The sequence below is a fragment of the Staphylospora marina genome (assembly GCF_003856495.1).
GTDB classification, from domain to species: domain Bacteria; phylum Bacillota; class Bacilli; order Thermoactinomycetales; family Thermoactinomycetaceae; genus Staphylospora; species Staphylospora marina.
Genome location: NZ_CP034118.1, coordinates 2,576,662 through 2,591,671 on the forward strand (window position 1 = coordinate 2,576,662; position 15,010 = coordinate 2,591,671).

At 58.4% G+C, this 15,010-nt stretch carries 16 protein-coding genes; all 16 read right to left on the reverse strand.

Annotated elements, in window-relative coordinates; all coding sequences use genetic code 11:
• Complete coding sequence (locus EG886_RS12645; protein WP_124728477.1) at positions 1-1,524, reverse strand: complex I subunit 4 family protein; 1,524 nt, start codon at positions 1,522-1,524, stop codon at positions 1-3.
• Positions 1,521-3,383, reverse strand: a complete 1,863-nt coding sequence (gene nuoL / locus EG886_RS12650; protein ID WP_124728478.1) for an NADH-quinone oxidoreductase subunit L — start codon at positions 3,381-3,383, stop codon at positions 1,521-1,523. The genes EG886_RS12645 and nuoL overlap by 4 nt, the downstream gene beginning before the upstream one ends.
• A gap of 43 nt (positions 3,384-3,426) precedes the next feature.
• Positions 3,427-3,729 (reverse strand): NADH-quinone oxidoreductase subunit NuoK, encoded by a 303-nt coding sequence (gene nuoK, locus EG886_RS12655; RefSeq protein WP_124728479.1) that lies wholly within the window; start codon positions 3,727-3,729, stop codon positions 3,427-3,429.
• Positions 3,729-4,271 carry an NADH-quinone oxidoreductase subunit J gene (locus tag EG886_RS12660; protein ID WP_124728480.1) on the reverse strand — a complete coding sequence of 181 codons (543 nt, stop codon included), beginning with the start codon at positions 4,269-4,271 and terminating at the stop codon, positions 3,729-3,731. Before EG886_RS12660 ends, nuoK begins: the two co-directional genes overlap by 1 nt.
• The gene (gene nuoI / locus EG886_RS12665; RefSeq protein ID WP_124728481.1) at positions 4,268-4,714 is read right to left on the reverse strand and encodes an NADH-quinone oxidoreductase subunit NuoI; all 447 of its coding nucleotides are present in this window, start codon (positions 4,712-4,714) and stop codon (positions 4,268-4,270) included. The genes EG886_RS12660 and nuoI overlap by 4 nt, the downstream gene beginning before the upstream one ends.
• A gap of 49 nt (positions 4,715-4,763) precedes the next feature.
• Positions 4,764-5,738: an NADH-quinone oxidoreductase subunit NuoH gene (nuoH, locus tag EG886_RS12670; protein WP_124728482.1), complete on the reverse strand. Its 975-nt coding sequence runs from the start codon at positions 5,736-5,738 to the stop codon at positions 4,764-4,766.
• Positions 5,738-6,838, reverse strand: a complete 1,101-nt coding sequence (locus tag EG886_RS12675; protein WP_124728483.1) for an NADH-quinone oxidoreductase subunit D — start codon at positions 6,836-6,838, stop codon at positions 5,738-5,740. Before EG886_RS12675 ends, nuoH begins: the two co-directional genes overlap by 1 nt.
• A 3-nt stretch (positions 6,839-6,841) precedes the next feature.
• Positions 6,842-7,789, reverse strand: a complete 948-nt coding sequence (locus EG886_RS12680; RefSeq protein WP_124728484.1) for an NADH-quinone oxidoreductase subunit C — start codon at positions 7,787-7,789, stop codon at positions 6,842-6,844.
• A complete protein-coding gene (locus tag EG886_RS12685) occupies positions 7,786-8,346 on the reverse strand; it encodes a NuoB/complex I 20 kDa subunit family protein (protein ID WP_124728485.1) in 561 nt (186 codons plus the stop codon). Before EG886_RS12685 ends, EG886_RS12680 begins: the two co-directional genes overlap by 4 nt.
• On the reverse strand, positions 8,337-8,720 hold the full coding sequence (locus tag EG886_RS12690; protein ID WP_277423821.1) for an NADH-quinone oxidoreductase subunit A: 384 nt from the start codon (positions 8,718-8,720) through the stop codon (positions 8,337-8,339). Before EG886_RS12690 ends, EG886_RS12685 begins: the two co-directional genes overlap by 10 nt.
• A 720-nt stretch (positions 8,721-9,440) precedes the next feature.
• A complete protein-coding gene (atpC, locus tag EG886_RS12695; RefSeq protein WP_124728487.1) occupies positions 9,441-9,722 on the reverse strand; it encodes an ATP synthase F1 subunit epsilon in 282 nt (93 codons plus the stop codon).
• A 174-nt stretch (positions 9,723-9,896) separates the two neighbouring features.
• Entirely contained in the window at positions 9,897-11,303 is a 1,407-nt protein-coding gene (atpD, locus tag EG886_RS12700) for a F0F1 ATP synthase subunit beta (protein ID WP_124728488.1), read from the reverse strand.
• Between the two features lie 120 nt (positions 11,304-11,423).
• Complete coding sequence (gene atpG, locus EG886_RS12705) at positions 11,424-12,287, reverse strand: ATP synthase F1 subunit gamma (RefSeq protein ID WP_124728489.1); 864 nt, start codon at positions 12,285-12,287, stop codon at positions 11,424-11,426.
• 122 nt (positions 12,288-12,409) lie between these two features.
• Positions 12,410-13,924 (reverse strand): F0F1 ATP synthase subunit alpha, encoded by a 1,515-nt coding sequence (gene atpA, locus EG886_RS12710; RefSeq protein ID WP_124728490.1) that lies wholly within the window; start codon positions 13,922-13,924, stop codon positions 12,410-12,412.
• 34 nt (positions 13,925-13,958) lie between these two features.
• Complete coding sequence (locus EG886_RS12715; RefSeq protein ID WP_124728491.1) at positions 13,959-14,504, reverse strand: F0F1 ATP synthase subunit delta; 546 nt, start codon at positions 14,502-14,504, stop codon at positions 13,959-13,961.
• Positions 14,501-14,986: a F0F1 ATP synthase subunit B gene (gene atpF / locus EG886_RS12720; RefSeq protein WP_124728492.1), complete on the reverse strand. Its 486-nt coding sequence runs from the start codon at positions 14,984-14,986 to the stop codon at positions 14,501-14,503. The genes EG886_RS12715 and atpF overlap by 4 nt, the downstream gene beginning before the upstream one ends.
• Positions 14,987-15,010: the final 24 nt, after the last annotated feature.

Sequence of the window (15,010 nt, forward strand, 5' to 3'; positions counted from 1 at the left end):
CTACCCTCCGATCTTGGATACGATCACCTTTAATGTCTCCTGCATCGGATCGCCGAGTACGGCCGGCCAGACTCCGATCAGCACGATCAGCGCGGTCAGCGACAGCATGGGAACGGTCTCGCCGGGCACCAGATCCCCTTCCGCCACCAGTCGCGCCTTGAGCGGACCGAACGTGGTTTTGAGCAAGGCGCGAAGCGTGTAAGCGGCAGCCAGGACCAATCCGAGTGCACCGACGGAAGTCAGCACCGGACGGGTCTCAAACAATCCGAGGAAGGCCAGGAATTCGCTGATGAATCCGGACAGCCCCGGCAAGCCGAGCAACGCCATGGCCGCCACCATCAGGATTCCCGAAAAGACGGGCATCGCCTTGGCCAATCCGCCCAACTCATCCAGTTCGGTGGTCCGGGTGCGTTCGTAGAGGCTTCCCACGAGGAAAAACAGCAAGGCCGAAATGAGACCGTGGGACACCGCCTGAAACACCGCTCCCTGCAACCCCGTTCCGTTCAGGGACGCAAGTCCGAACAGGATGATGCCCATGTGGCTGACACTGGAATAGGCCAACACCCGTTTCAGTTCCTTCTGCACGAAGGCGAGGACCGCTCCGTACAAAATGTTGACGAGCCCCAGGACGGCGAGCCAGCCGGCCACTTCCCGCATTTGATCCGGGAACCATCCCAGACCGAAGCGGATCATGCCGTAAGCCCCCATCTTCAGAAGGACGCCGGAGTGGATCATCACTGCGGGAATCGGTGCCTCCACGTGCACGCGAAGCATCCATGAGTGGAACGGAAAGACGGGCAGCTTGATGGCGAAGGCGATCAGCAGCGAAATCAGCGTGACCCACGACAACGTTTCGAGCACGGGATGTACCTCGGGAGCGTTCAGCATATACTCGATTTTCTTGGCCACTTCGTCATATTGCAGCGACCGCCCCAAAACCATGGCCCCCACCATGGAAATGAGCAGAAAGCCGGATCCGAGCCCGTTGTAAAGAAGGAAGTGGTTGGCGGCTTTCTCCCGTCCGAGATATCCCCACAGCCCCACCAGGAAGAACAGGGACACCAAGGTCACTTCGAAAAAGACGAAGAACAGGAAATAGTTGTTCGCCAGGAAAACCCCCAGCATCCCGGTCTGAAGGAGCAACAGAAGCATGTAGTACGTCCGGAGGCGCTTGCGCACGTAGCGCGACGCGGCAACCGCCAGCACGGTGACGACGGCGGTCAGAAGCACCAGCGGCATGGACAGTCCATCCACACCCATGGCGTAATGAAACACCCACTCCAATTGGAATTGGGGCATAGAGATGGTGAACCAGGGAACCGACACGGCCATTTGCATGCCGGACGCCGCGGGATCAAAATGCGCGTACAGGCATACGGCAAGGGCCAGGGTCAACACCGATGACACCCATGCCACCAGCCGGTGGACGACCACCCGTTGGTTCGGAAGCAGCAGCAACGCCAGAATGCCCAAGAGCGGAGCAAAGGTCACCAACGTCGGCAAAGCCGTGGACCATTCCTTCATTCAAACCACCTCCTCGCGGTGAATCCCGCAAGCAAGAGGACCAAACCGACCAGGCTGACCAAGGCGTACGTCTGGGCCTGACCGTTCTGCAGGCGGGAGGCGACCGCACCGAGCGCGCGGAACACCCATGCCTGAAGAAGAACCAGCCCGCCGATGACAAACCGGTCGAAACCGGTCAGGAACCAGCCGAAAAACTTGAGCGGCCAAACCAATATTCCCTTGTACAGCTCATCCACGTAATACTTCCGGTAAAGCACCCGGTGGAGCAGAGGAACGGAACCGGCCACCTTGTCAGGAGAAAGGCTCCGCTTTCCGTACATCAGCCAGGCCAGCCCGATTCCCGCCAGCGAAACCACCGTCGACAAGACGGGAATCCAGAGCGGTCCGTCCGGAGAGTCCGCGGAAAGCGATCCCGCTCCGGTCAGCCAGTGATGGAGATGTTCCCCGGGAACGTTCATAAATCCGGAAATCACCGACAGGACGGCCAGAACCGCCATCGGAACGGTCATGGTCAGAGGCACCGGCTCCGTTTTGCGCTCCGGATCCGGTTCTCCCCAAAAGACTTTGAAAAAGAGCCGGAACATGTAAAACGCGGTGAAAAACGCGGCGATCACCGCAAGGATGAACAGCCCCGTGCGTCCGGAAGCATGAACGGCCACCAGGATTTCATCCTTGGAGAAGAAACCGGACAGCGGAAACACGCCGGAAATGGCCAAACAGCCGATCAGGAACAATACGCCGGTCATCCGGTCGCGCTTCCAGAGACCTCCCATGTTGCGGATATCCTGTTCGTGGGACAGCGCATAAATCACCGCACCGGCTCCCAGGAACAAAAGGGCCTTGAAAAAGGCATGCGTCGTCAGATGAAACACACCGGCAACGGCTCCGCCGCTTCCCAGTGCCAGCATCATGTAGCCGAGCTGGCTGACGGTCGAATATGCCAGGATCCGTTTGATGTCATGTTGCACCAGACCGATCGACGCGGCGAAGATGGCCGTGAACCCGCCGATCCAAGCCACCGTCGTCAATGCGGCATCGGAAGCCTCGAACAGGAAGTACAGACCGGCCACCAGCCACACGCCCGCGGCCACCATGGTTGCCGCGTGAATCAAGGCACTGACCGGAGTGGGACCTTCCATCGCGTCCGGCAACCAGGTGTGAAGCGGGAATTGCCCCGATTTTCCGATCGCCCCCACGAAAACCAACAGCGCGATCAACGTGATGATCCCGGGCGCGAGGTCCCCCGCGGATACGGCCTTGCGCAACGCCTCCAGTTCCAGGCTGCCCGTGTGCCAAAAGACGAGCAGGATGGCCAGGAACAGACCGATGTCTCCCACCCGCGTCACGATGAAAGCCTTGCGGGCGGCGGCTCTCGCTTCCGGTTTGAAGTACCAGAACCCGACCAGCAGGAACGAACAGACACCGACGAGTTCCCAGAACACGTAAAGCTGCAACAGGTTGCCCGACATCACCAGTCCCAGCATGGAGAAGGTGAACAGGGCCAGATAGGCGTAAAACACCGTGATCCGTTCATCTTCTTTCATGTAGCCCCGCGAGTAGATATGTACCAGCAGGCTGACAAGAGAGACGATCACCAGCATCAACACGTTGAGCGGCATCAGTTCCACGACGATGCGCATCGTGGTTCCGCCCGCCTCAAACCATGGAACGACGAAGCGTTCCGCTTTTCCTCCCAGGCTGTCCGGGAGCAGCCATACAGATCCCGCCAGCGAGAGAAGGACGGAAATGATGCCGGTCCAGGCGGCCGCTTCCCGCTTCAGCCATCCACGGCCGATCGTCAGCACCAGGAAGGCGGCCAAGGGAAAAAGGGGAACCAGCAAGGCTCCTTTGGCAACCATGCGCGATCCATCCTTTTTTCAGGGATTTTGCGTTTTCCGGTCATTATCCTTTCAGTGAATCGAAACGGTCCGCCTCCGCCGTTTCCCGATGGCGGTACAGGGCGATCAGGATGGCGATGCCCACCGCCGCTTCGGCCGCGGCCACCGCGATGGTGAACAGGGTGAACACGTGCCCCGAGACCGAAGGAAACATCCCCAGCTTGGAAAACGCCACCAGATTGAGATTGGCTGCGTTCAGCATCAGTTCGATCGAAAACAACACGATGACCGCATTCCGTTTGATCAAAACACCGAACAGACCGATGCAGAACAACGTCGCTGCCAACAGCAGATAAGAACCGGCCATCACGGATCCTCCCTTCTCGCCAGGATCACCGCACCGACCAGCGCGGCGAGAAGCAACAGGGACGCCACCTCAAACGGAATCACGTATTGCTTGAAGACGGTTTCCCCCAGCTTCACGAGCGACAGCTCCCGGGAGTCCGCATGTCCGGCGGGAATCCAGGAGTTGTACAACACCAGGTACAGCAGGCCGAAGAACGCTCCGGCAAAAATCAGGCTGAGCCAAACGTGAGACATTCTTCGCGGCACATTCGTCCGACGGGGTCCCTCTTCCGTCCCTTGTTCCTCTTCGCTCTGCTGTTTGGTGAGCATGATGCCGAACAACATCAGGATGGTGACGGCCCCGGTGTAAACCAGCACCTGAACCACGGCGACAAATTCGGCATCCAGCATCAGGTAGATCCCGGCCAGGCTGAAAAAGGTGAACGCGAGCGAAAGCGCCATGTGCATGACCCGGGTGGAAAAGATCATGAAGATCGCTCCACCGATCGCCATCATGGCCAGGATCAAAAAGGCGACGGTTTCGCCGGTGACGGGAATATTCATTGCTTTTTCCCCCCCGGCAACAGATTCATGCTGTTCTCCGAACGGATATGGGTGTTGTTGGCATGCAGCCATTCCAGATTCTTGAACAGTTCATCCCGGCTGTATACCGCCAGTTCATAGTTGTTGGTCATCACGACCGCTTCCGTCGGACACACCTCCGTGCACAGGTCACAGAGGATGCAGGTCTCAAAATTGATGTCATACGTGTCGATCACTTTTCCCTTTTTCTCGGGATCCGGATTTTTCTTTCCGGTCAGCGTGATGCAATCGGTGGGGCAAATCCGGGCGCATTGATTGCAGACAATGCATTTCTCCGGGTCGAAATGCTGGATGCCCCGAAACCGATCCGGCATCGGAAGCGGTTCATCCGGGTAACGATGGGTCACCCGGGGTTTGGTCATGTTCTTCAGCGTGATCGCCAGCCCTTTGACCAGTCCCAGCACGCCGAATCCCTCCTTTTCCGGAAAGTGGCGGAAAACTCGCGCTCCGGCCTCAGTACCAATTTCCGATGACGGGCAGCTCCTTGAAGAGAGCCGTCAGGAAAATGTTGAAAATCGCCAGCGGCAAGAGGACTTTCCAGGCAAATTGCATCAGCTGGTCCACCCGGATCCTCGGCATGGTGCCCCGAAGCCAGAACAGGAAAAACACGATCGCCACAAACTTGACGGCAAACCAGATGATCGGGGGAATGAAGGTCAGTCCGAACGGCGCGTTCCATCCACCCAGGAACAGCACGGTGGTCAGCGAAGCCATGGCGAACACGTACACGTATTCGGCCAGCATGAAAAAGGCAAACCGGAACCCGGAATATTCCACGAAATACCCGGCCACCAACTCCGATTCGGCCTCCGGCAGGTCAAAAGGAGTCCGGTTCAGTTCGGAGACGCTTGCGATCAGAAAGACGATGAATCCGACGAACTGCGGAAAAATGAACCAAACATCTTTCTGCGCCCGGACGATCTCTTCCAGATTGAGCGAACCGACCGTCATGATGATTCCGACCACCGACATGACGAGCGGGATTTCATAGCTGATCATCTGAGCCGCCGACCGCATGCCGCCCAGGAGGGCGTACTTGTTGTTGGAGGCCCAGGAACCCGCCATGATCCCGATGATCGTGATGCTGGAAATCGCCATGTAGTACAGGAGTCCCACCGCAAAATCGGAAAACTTGAGCGTGTCGGTGAACGGAATGACGGCCAGGACGGCAAAGGCCGGCACAAAGGCGATGACCGGCGCAAACTTGAACAGCGATGCGTCCGCCTTGCGGGGCACCACGTCTTCCTTGATCAACAGCTTCAGAACGTCCGCCACCGTTTGCAAAAGCCCCCAGGGGCCCACCCGGTTCGGACCCGGACGGTTCTGAATCCATCCGAGCACTTTCCGTTCAAACAAAATGGCGTAAGTGACGAACAAGAGCACGACGAGCATGAGCAACACCGGCCCGAGCACCATCGACACCTGCATCAGCCGTCCACCTCTCCCAACACGATATCGATGCCTCCCAGAATGGCCACCAGGTTGGCGATGTTCTGCCCCCGCAGAAGTTCAGGCAAAATTTGCAGGTTCTGGAACGAGGGACGGCGGAATTTGAGTCGCCACGGCTTGTCTTTTCCTTTGCTCACGATGTGGACGCCCAATTCTCCCCGCGGGGACTCGATGGCGGCATACACCTCGCCTTCGGGTGCACGGAGCACGCGCGGAACTTTGCCCATGACCGGACCGCTCTCCGGAAACGATTCGACGGCCTGTTCCACGATGCGGAGAGATTCGGCCATCTCCCTCATGCGGCAATGGTATTTGTCCAAAAGGTCTCCCGTTTCTCCGACCGGAACGTCGAATTCAAACCGGTCGTAAATGGAGTACGGCATGTCTTTGCGCAGATCCCACTTGACCCCGGTCACCCGCAGATTGGCACCGGACAATCCGTACCGGATGGCCGTTTCCCGATCGTAGATCCCGATTCCGCGGGTCCGTTCCAGAAAGATCTCGTTGCCGCTGATCAAACCGTGATACTCATCCAGCTTCTCTTTCATGTAGCGGACAAACTCCGCCACCTTTTCGATCCATCCCGGCGGAGCATCCCATTTGACGCCGCCGACACGCATGTAATTGTATGTGAGTCGGGCACCGCACAATTCGTTGAAAAGATTCAGGATCATCTCCCGGTCGCGGAACGCATACAGGAACGGACTCATCGCTCCCAGATCCAGAAGATACGTTCCAAGCCACACCAGATGGCTGGCCACCCGGTTCAGTTCCGTCACGATGACCCGCAGATATTCCGCCCGCTCGGGAACCTCCAGCCCCATGAGCTTTTCCACCGCGAGGACAATGGCTTGGTTGTTGGTCATGGCGGACAGATAATCCATCCGGTCGGTGTACGGGATGATTTGGGTGTAGTTCAGATCTTCCGCCAGCTTTTCCGTTCCCCGGTGCAGATAACCGATCACGGGTTCCGCTTCCACGATCGTCTCCCCGTCGATCCGCACGACCAGCCGGAGCACACCGTGGGTGCTGGGATGCTGGGGTCCGACGTTCAGCAGCATCTCTTCGGTTCGGAGCATGGCTCACACCCCCTGGTCCAGCGGCTCATAGTCTTTGCGAAGCGGATGCCCCACCCAGTCTTCCGGAAGAAGGATCCTGCGCAGGTCCGGGTGGCCGTCAAACCGGATCCCCATCAGGTCCCAGATTTCCCGCTCGTTCCAGTCAGCCCCTTTGAAGACCCCGGAGATGCTGGGAAGCACCGCTTCCTCCCGGTCGGTTTTGGTCTTCAACATCACCTGATGCCCGTGCTGGAAGGAGTGAAGCATCACCACCACTTCCAGATGGGTCTGCTGGTCGATGCTCGACATGAGCCGCAGATAGTCAAACGACAATTCCGGATCATCGCGCATCAATGTGACCGTCCGGAGCCAATCCTCCTTGCGGATGACCATGACGGGCACATGCCCGGACGGGCGGTTGATGAACGATTCTTCCACCGCGTTCGCGTCCACCTTCTCTTTCACGATGGCCACGAACTTGTCCAACAGCGGCTGCTTGGGGGAAGGCTCTTCCGGTTTTTCCTCCTTTTTGGCCGCGGTCCCCCTCGCCGCCGGTCCCGCCGGCCTCGCTCTTCCCGGCGCCGCCGGAACGGGTCTTCGGGCCGCGGCCGGCTTTTCCGCGCCCCCTTCCGCGGTTTTGCGGATCGGCGCTTTCTTCTCTCCATCAGATCCGGCATCCGCCTTGCTCGCCGCGGGAGGCTCTTCCTTTGCACCGGAAGCGGGCTGTGCACCGTCGCCGGAAGCCTCCGCTTTTCCCGAAGCTCCGGTCGACTCCGCATCCGTCTTTGCCTTTCCGGGATCTCCGGTCTTGGCGGCGGGAGTTTCTCCTTTCCCGTCAGCGGCCGGAGACGGCTGCCCGGCCGGCTGGCCCGTTTGCTCCGTACCGGATGCATCCGCACCCTCGCGGGCTTCGGGCGAAATGCCGGCCTGCCGACGTTCGTCCATTCCCTGATCTTTGCGATCGTCGCTCACTGACCGGTCACCTTCTTCCCGTGCTTCGCTTCATAACGAATCTTCTCCTGGAGTTTGTGGACGCCGTAAATCAATGCCGCCGGATTGGGCGGACATCCGGGGATGTAGACATCCACCGGGACGATCTGGTCCACTCCCTTGACCACCGAATACGATTTGACGTACGGTCCTCCGGCGGTGGCGCAGGAGCCCATGGCAATCACCCACTTCGGCTCCGGCATCTGGTCATACAGCCTCCGAAGCAGGGGAGCCATCTTTTTCGTCACGGTCCCGGCAACGATCATCACGTCAGCCTGGCGCGGAGACGCACGGAAAATCACCCCGAAGCGGTCGAAGTCGTAGTGGGCTCCGCCCGTCGCCATCATCTCGATCGCGCAACAGGCAAGACCGAACGTCAGCGGCCACAGCGAACTGCTGCGCGCCCACGCCTTGATCATCTCCAGATTGGTGGTCAACACATTCCGGGAAAGTTCCCGCTCCTCCTCCGGGGTCAAATCGGCGAAATCCACCCCGACCGGAACGGAATCCGGCTTCAGATCCGGTTTGTTCACTTCCATTCCAACACCTTCTTTTTCCAGGCATACACAAGACCCAACACCAGGAAAAACAGGAACAAAGCCATTTCCATCAGGATGAACCATCCCAGTTCCCCTCTGAGCATGTCATACACAACCGCCCAGGGATAGAGAAACAGGGCTTCGACGTCGAAAATCACGAACAACAGCGCAAACAGGTAATAGCGGACATTGAACTGAACCCAGCTGTCACCGGTCGGGTCCACGCCGCTTTCATATGTGATCGCTTTCGCAGGCGTCGGCCGATGGGGTCTGAGCAGCCGACCCATCGTCAGAGCAACGGCCGGAAGCGCCAATCCGACCAGAAAAAAAACGGCGATGGTCAAATGCGCGGCATCGGTTTTCAAGCATTTCACCCCTGCCTTCCTTGGTTACGCTTCCATGGACAAGCGAAGATGTCCGCGCCCATGGACGAATGTTCCGTCTCCGCAAGATCCGGAAAAAATGTTTCCGCGGGGCTCCGTACGCCGGAGATGGCCCATCCGGCACCGCAACAATTCTCTTGTCCGATCCATTGTTTCCTGTATTTTCTTCCCGAAAACCCTTCCGAATCGTCTTTCGGAAGATGAGCGACCCCCGATCGGACACAAATTGTTCAAAAATAAACACATCCAACCGGATGGATGTTGAATTTCCATGAAAAAAATTCCGGAAAACTCCTGATGTACCGAAAATGCCGACAGTGCGACAACAATTGCACCGGTCATCTGATCAGCAGTCCGGGACGGGGCCCCTATTGTTTGATTATACATCACTTTGTCAATTGTGAGAAGATTGGTGGTGCCTGCGATCCGCGGTTTCCCCCGGCGGAACTCCCCTCGGGGCCACGCCTGCCCGGAGAACCATGAGGATGGAGACGATGTCCCTGTTGCGGTGGCACAACCGGTTCGGGAGCCGCTCGCCCTGTGAACCGCGCGCGGCTCTGAACATGCATGAATTCTTGGGGGAATGCGCATTCCACCCCGGGTAAAAGTCGCCGGACGGGCATTCGGAGCCCGGGAAGTTTTTTTCGGTCAGACAAAAAACAGGCATTTCCCGAAAGGAAACTGCCTGTCTTTTTTCAGTCCCGATACGGATCAGTCCCTGTCCGTTTCCGGCACGTCGGCCGATTCGGCCAGAATGGTGATTTTGTCGGGGCGGACTTCCAGGAAGCCCGATTTCACGGTGTAGTGATCTTCCCGTCCGTCCTTTTTCACGCGCACCACCACGCTTTCCCTGAGCGGGGTGACGAAGGGAGCATGCTTCGGCAGGATCCCGACGTCTCCCAGAACGGCGCGGGTGATGACCATGTCCACCATGTCGGAATAGACGATGCGCTCGGGAGTCACGATGTCCAGTTGCACTTTGCTCATGGCCATCCGGCTGCGGTCCGCCGGGCTTCCGCGACCGGAAAAAGAATCTCCGGACGGTCATGCCCTTGCGGAGAGCAACCTTGCACCTCCTTCAACCGGGGAGTTGCCTTGTCCTCCAGATGGATGAACTGCCTGGCCGGGCGAGATCCGAACCCGATTCGGCCAGGCAGTCAGGCTTGGTCAGATCATGCGGGTATAACCCAGTTTCTTCGCTTTCTCGATGGCATCTTCGATCGTTCCGACCATGTAGAAAGCGTCTTCCGGCAGATCATCGTGCTTGCCTTCGAGGACTTCCTTGAAGCTGCGCACGGTTTCTTTGACCGGAACGTACACACCGGGTTGACCGGTGAACTGCTCGGCCACGTGCATCGGCTGAGACAGGAATTTCTCCACTTTCCGGGCGCGGGCAACCAGCTGCTTGTCTTCCTCGGAAAGCTCGTCCATCCCCAGGATGGCGATGATGTCTTGCAGCTCTTGATAGCGCTGCAGAATTTGCTGAACGCCGCGGGCCACTTTGTAGTGATCCTCGCCGACCACGGACGGGGTGAGAATCCGGGAAGTGGAAGCCAGCGGATCCACGGCCGGATAGATCCCTTTCTGGGTCAGGCGACGCTCCAGGTTGGTGGTGGCGTCCAGGTGGGCGAACGCCGTTGCCGGAGCCGGGTCGGTGTAGTCGTCGGCCGGCACGTAAATGGCTTGGATCGAGGTGATGGAACCGGTTTTGGTCGAGGTGATCCGCTCTTGCAGCTGACCCATCTCGGTGGCAAGCGTCGGTTGGTAACCCACCGCGGAAGGCATCCGACCGAGCAGCGCGGACACTTCGGAACCGGCCTGCGTGAAACGGAAGATGTTGTCGATGAACAGCAGCACGTCCTGACCTTCGCTGTCACGGAAGTGCTCGGCCATGGTCAGACCGGTCAGAGCCACGCGCATCCGTGCACCCGGCGGTTCGTTCATCTGACCGAACACCATCACCGTTTTGTTGATGACGCCGGAGTCTCTCATCTCGTGGTACAGGTCGTTTCCTTCACGGGTCCGTTCGCCGACGCCCGCAAACACGGACAGACCGCCGTGCTCTTGGGCCACGTTGTTGATCAGCTCCTGAATCAAAACGGTCTTGCCGACGCCCGCACCGCCGAACAGACCGATCTTTCCGCCTTTGAGGTAGGGGCAGATCAGGTCGATGACCTTGATCCCGGTTTCCAGCATTTCCTGCTTGGTGGACTGATCTTCGAAGCTCGGAGCCGGACGGTGGATCGGCAGCTTGTCTTTTGATTCAACCGGACCGGCCTCGTCAATGGTTTCACCGAGCACGTTGAACAGGCGACCCAAAATTTCCCGACCGACCGGAACGGTGATCGGTGCACCGGTGTCCGTCGCTTCCGCCCCGCGAACCAGACCGTCGGTGGAAGCCATGGCAACCGTCCGGACCACGTTGTCACCCAGGTGAACGGCGGTTTCAAGGGTGAGTTCGCTTCCGTCGGAGCGCTTCACTTTGATCGCATTGTTGATTTCAGGCAGGTGTCCGCTGTCGAACTCGACGTCCACGACCGGACCCATGACCTGAAGTACACGTCCAGTAGCCATCACATTCCCTCCTTGAGCTCTTTTTCCGGGAGAAAAAGGGACAGAGAAACGATCTATGAAAACAGGACGATCCTGTCTTTTCTGACTGCACGCTTTGGAGTATAAGTCCGACCCCGGGGATCAAAGCGCGTTGGCACCGCCGACGATCTCCGCGATCTCCTGCGTGATCGCCGCCTGACGCGCCCGGTTGAACTGGAGAACCAGCGTGTCGATGAGCTGGGACGCGTTGTCGGTCGCGTTGCCCATCGCCGTCATTCGTGCCGCATGTTCGCTCGCCTTGCTGTCAAGCAGCGCGCTGTAGATGAGCGTCTCCGCATAGCGCGGAAGCAATGCGGACAGCACTTCTTCCTGGGACGGTTCAAATTCGTAATCGGTATTGACCACGGACTTTTCATCGAGATCGTCTCCGGCCAGCGGAAGCAGACGCTTTTCGACCGGACGTTGCACCACTGCGCTGATGAACTCGTTGTACACGAGATACAGCTCGTCGTACTTCTCGTCCGCATAGTACGAAACGGCCTGCTTGGCAATCTCTTTCACGTCGTCATAACGGGGAGAATCGGAAAGACCCGTCACTTCCCCGATCACCGGCAAGCCCCGGCGTTTGAGGAAGTCGCGACCCTTGCGCCCGATCACGAACAGAACATACTCATCCGTGCTGTTGTGCCGCTTATTCAGGGTATTGAGCAGCATCCGAAGCAGGTTGGCATTGAAACCCCCCGCCAAACCGCGGTCGGAGGTGATCACCAGATAGCCCGTCTTTTTCACCGGACGGGACACGAGCATCGGGTGGTCGGACTTGGTTCCCCGGGCGATGTTCACGATCACCTCACGCAGCTTTTCCGCATAAGGGCGGGCTGCCTGTGCCTGATCCTGGGCCCGGCGCAATTTGGCCGCGGACACCAGTTTCATCGCCTTGGTGATCTGTTTCGTGTTTTCAACGGAACGAATCCGCCGCTTGATGTCCCGCATCGATTGCCCCATGAAGTTCACCGCCTTTCCGCTGGGCGACACCCGTCCGGGCCTGTCCGAACGGAGCCCGGACGATGCTTCGCCGTGATTGGATGGTGTCGGTTCAAATCAAGCAATCTGCCGTCAAAGAGCCGTCATTTCGAGGAGACAAAGGTTTTCTTGAAGCTGTTGATGGCGTCCACCAGCTTCTTCTCGGTCTCTTCCTTGATCACTTTGTCTTCGACGATGGCGTTCAGGATGTCCTTGCCGTTGGCATCCAGCCATGCGTGGAACTCTTCTTCGAAGCGGCGCACATCCTGCACCTCGATGTCGTCCAGATGACCGCGGGTCACGGTGTAGATGGACACGACCTGCTTCTCGACCGGCATCGGTTTGTGCTCGTCCTGCTTGAGAATCTCGATCACGCGTTTACCGCGTTCCAGTTTCGCCTGGGTCACTTTGTCCAGGTCGGAACCGAACTGGGCGAACGCCTGCAGTTCGAAGTACTGGGACAGGTCCAGACGCAAGGTACCGGAGACTTTGCTCATCGCTTTGATCTGGGCGGCGCCGCCGACCCGGGAAACGGAGGTACCGACACTGATGGCCGGACGGATCCCGGAGTGGAACAGATCCGCCTCAAGGAAGATCTGACCGTCGGTGATGGAAATCACGTTGGTCGGAATGTAGGCGGAAATGTCACCGGCCTGGGTTTCGATGAACGGCAGAGCGGTCAGCGAGCCGCCGCCTTTGGCATCGGACAGTTTGGCCGCGCGCTCCAGCAGGCGGGAGTGCAGGTAGAAGACGTCACCCGGATATGCCTCGCGGCCCGGCGGACGACGGAGCAGCAGGGAAAGCTCACGATATGCGGCTGCCTGTTTGGACAGGTCGTCGTACACGCAGAGGACGTGTCCGCCGTTGTACATGAAGTACTCACCCATGGCGCAGCCGGCGTACGGTGCCAGGAAGAGGAGCGGCGCCGGATCGGATGCGCTGGCCACGACGACGATGGTGTAATCGAGAGCACCGTGTTGACGCAGTTTTTCCACGACGTGAGCAACGGTGGATTGCTTTTGACCGATGGCCACGTACACGCAAACCATGCCGGTGCCTTTTTGGTTGATGATGGTGTCGATGGCGATGGTGGTTTTACCGGTTTGACGGTCACCGATGATCAGCTCGCGCTGACCGCGACCGATCGGAATCATGGAGTCGATGGCCTTGATCCCGGTTTGCAACGGTTCATGAACGGAACGACGATCAATGACGCCGGGAGCCGGAGACTCAACCGGACGGAATTGCGTGGTTTCGATCGGGCCTTTTCCGTCCAGCGGTTGACCCAGCGGGTTCACGACGCGGCCCAGCAGGGCTTCGCCGACCGGAACTTCCATCAGACGGCCGGTCCGTTTCACTTGGTCCCCTTCGCGAATGTCGGTGTAGGGACCGAGAATGACGATACCGACATGGCTTTCTTCCAGGTTGAGAACCATGCCCATGACACCGTTCTGGAATTCCACCAGCTCACCGGCCATGGCGTTGGCGAGACCGTGAGCACGGGCGATTCCGTCACCGATCTGGATCACGGTGCCGACTTCGGTCACTTCCACTTCGGCGCGGTATTTCTCGATCTGCTGCTTGATCAGCGAGCTGATCTCTTCGGGTTTGATGCTCATGAGTCTTTCACCCCAATCCGTTCGCTCTGGTTTGTCAACCCGCCCGGTTTCCTTTCAGTTGCTCCTGAAAGCGGACAAGTTTGGTACGAAGGCTTCCGTCGTACAGGCGATCTCCCACCTGCACCACAACGCCGCCAAGAATGTCGGAATCCACTTTTTCGGTCAAGCGGATTTTCTTGCCGACGATCGTTTCGAACATTTGAACCAGCATGTTCCGCTCTTCGTCCTTCAGCGGGAAGGCGGTCGTCACCAACGCTTCCGTCACGCCGTTCTTTTCGTCAACCAGCCGGTTGAATTCGGCGGCGATTCCGGGGATCTCCGATTCCCGGCGACGGTCGGCCAGGAGGAAGAGCAGGTTGAGCGTGTAAGGATTCAGTCCTTCGAAGATCCGTGCGAACACTTCTTTTTTGTGTTCCGCTTGAGTGGCGGGATGCGCCAGCCACTCCACCAGATCGGCGGAGGCGGAAAACGTTGCCGCAACCCGTTCCAGGTCATGCTTCACCTGTTCCAGAGCGCCGTGTTCGGAGGCGACTTCAAACAGCGCTTTGGCATAGCGTTTGGACACGACTGACCGGATCATTGCAATCTTCCTACCTGTTCAAGATAGCTGTTGACCAGCCGGGATTGTCCTTTTGCATCCAACTCTTTTTCCAGCAGCTTGGATGCGACTCCCACGGCGAGACCGGCCACTTCTTCCCGAAGGTCGGCCAGCGCTTTCTCCTTCTCCCGGCGGATTTCGATCGTCGCCTCTTCGATCATGCGCTCCGCGCGCTCCTGTGCTTTTTTGAGAATCTCTTCCGCTTCGCGCTCGCTTTGCGCCTTGGCGCGGTCGATGATTTCACGGGCTTCCACGCGGGCCTTGTTCAGTTCTTCCCGCTGCTTCTCCAGCAGTTCTTCCGCTTCCTTGCGATTCTTTTCGGCGCCCCGGATCTGCTCTTCAATGTAGTCCTGGCGTTTCTGCATCACGTTCAGCATCGGACGAAGGGCGAAACGACTGACAAGAAGCATCAAAATGAGGAAAGCGACCAGTTGAAACAACATGGTGCCCAGTTCCAGGTTCATCCCCGTTCACTCCCTTCCGATTCA

Excerpts from the sequence above, each read along its gene's own strand:
- atpF (WP_124728492.1), bottom strand. The coding sequence starts at position 14,986 with ATGAACCTGGAACTGGGCACCATGTTGTTTCAACTGGTCGCTTTCCTC.
- EG886_RS12675 (WP_124728483.1), bottom strand. The coding sequence starts at position 6,838 with ATGCTCCGAACCGAAGAGATGCTGCTGAACGTCGGACCCCAGCATCCC.
- EG886_RS12660 (WP_124728480.1), bottom strand. The coding sequence starts at position 4,271 with ATGAATATTCCCGTCACCGGCGAAACCGTCGCCTTTTTGATCCTGGCC.
- nuoK (WP_124728479.1), bottom strand. The coding sequence starts at position 3,729 with ATGGCCGGTTCTTATCTGCTGTTGGCAGCGACGTTGTTCTGCATCGGT.
- atpD (WP_124728488.1), bottom strand. The coding sequence starts at position 11,303 with ATGGCTACTGGACGTGTACTTCAGGTCATGGGTCCGGTCGTGGACGTC.
- nuoL (WP_124728478.1), bottom strand. The coding sequence starts at position 3,383 with ATGGTTGCCAAAGGAGCCTTGCTGGTTCCCCTTTTTCCCTTGGCCGCC.
- atpA (WP_124728490.1), bottom strand. The coding sequence starts at position 13,924 with ATGAGCATCAAACCCGAAGAGATCAGCTCGCTGATCAAGCAGCAGATC.
- EG886_RS12685 (WP_124728485.1), bottom strand. The coding sequence starts at position 8,346 with ATGGAAGTGAACAAACCGGATCTGAAGCCGGATTCCGTTCCGGTCGGG.
- atpC (WP_124728487.1), bottom strand. The coding sequence starts at position 9,722 with ATGGCCATGAGCAAAGTGCAACTGGACATCGTGACTCCCGAGCGCATC.
- atpG (WP_124728489.1), bottom strand. The coding sequence starts at position 12,287 with ATGGGGCAATCGATGCGGGACATCAAGCGGCGGATTCGTTCCGTTGAA.
- EG886_RS12715 (WP_124728491.1), bottom strand. The coding sequence starts at position 14,504 with ATGATCCGGTCAGTCGTGTCCAAACGCTATGCCAAAGCGCTGTTTGAA.
- nuoH (WP_124728482.1), bottom strand. The coding sequence starts at position 5,738 with ATGCAGGTGTCGATGGTGCTCGGGCCGGTGTTGCTCATGCTCGTCGTG.
- EG886_RS12645 (WP_124728477.1), bottom strand. The coding sequence starts at position 1,524 with ATGAAGGAATGGTCCACGGCTTTGCCGACGTTGGTGACCTTTGCTCCG.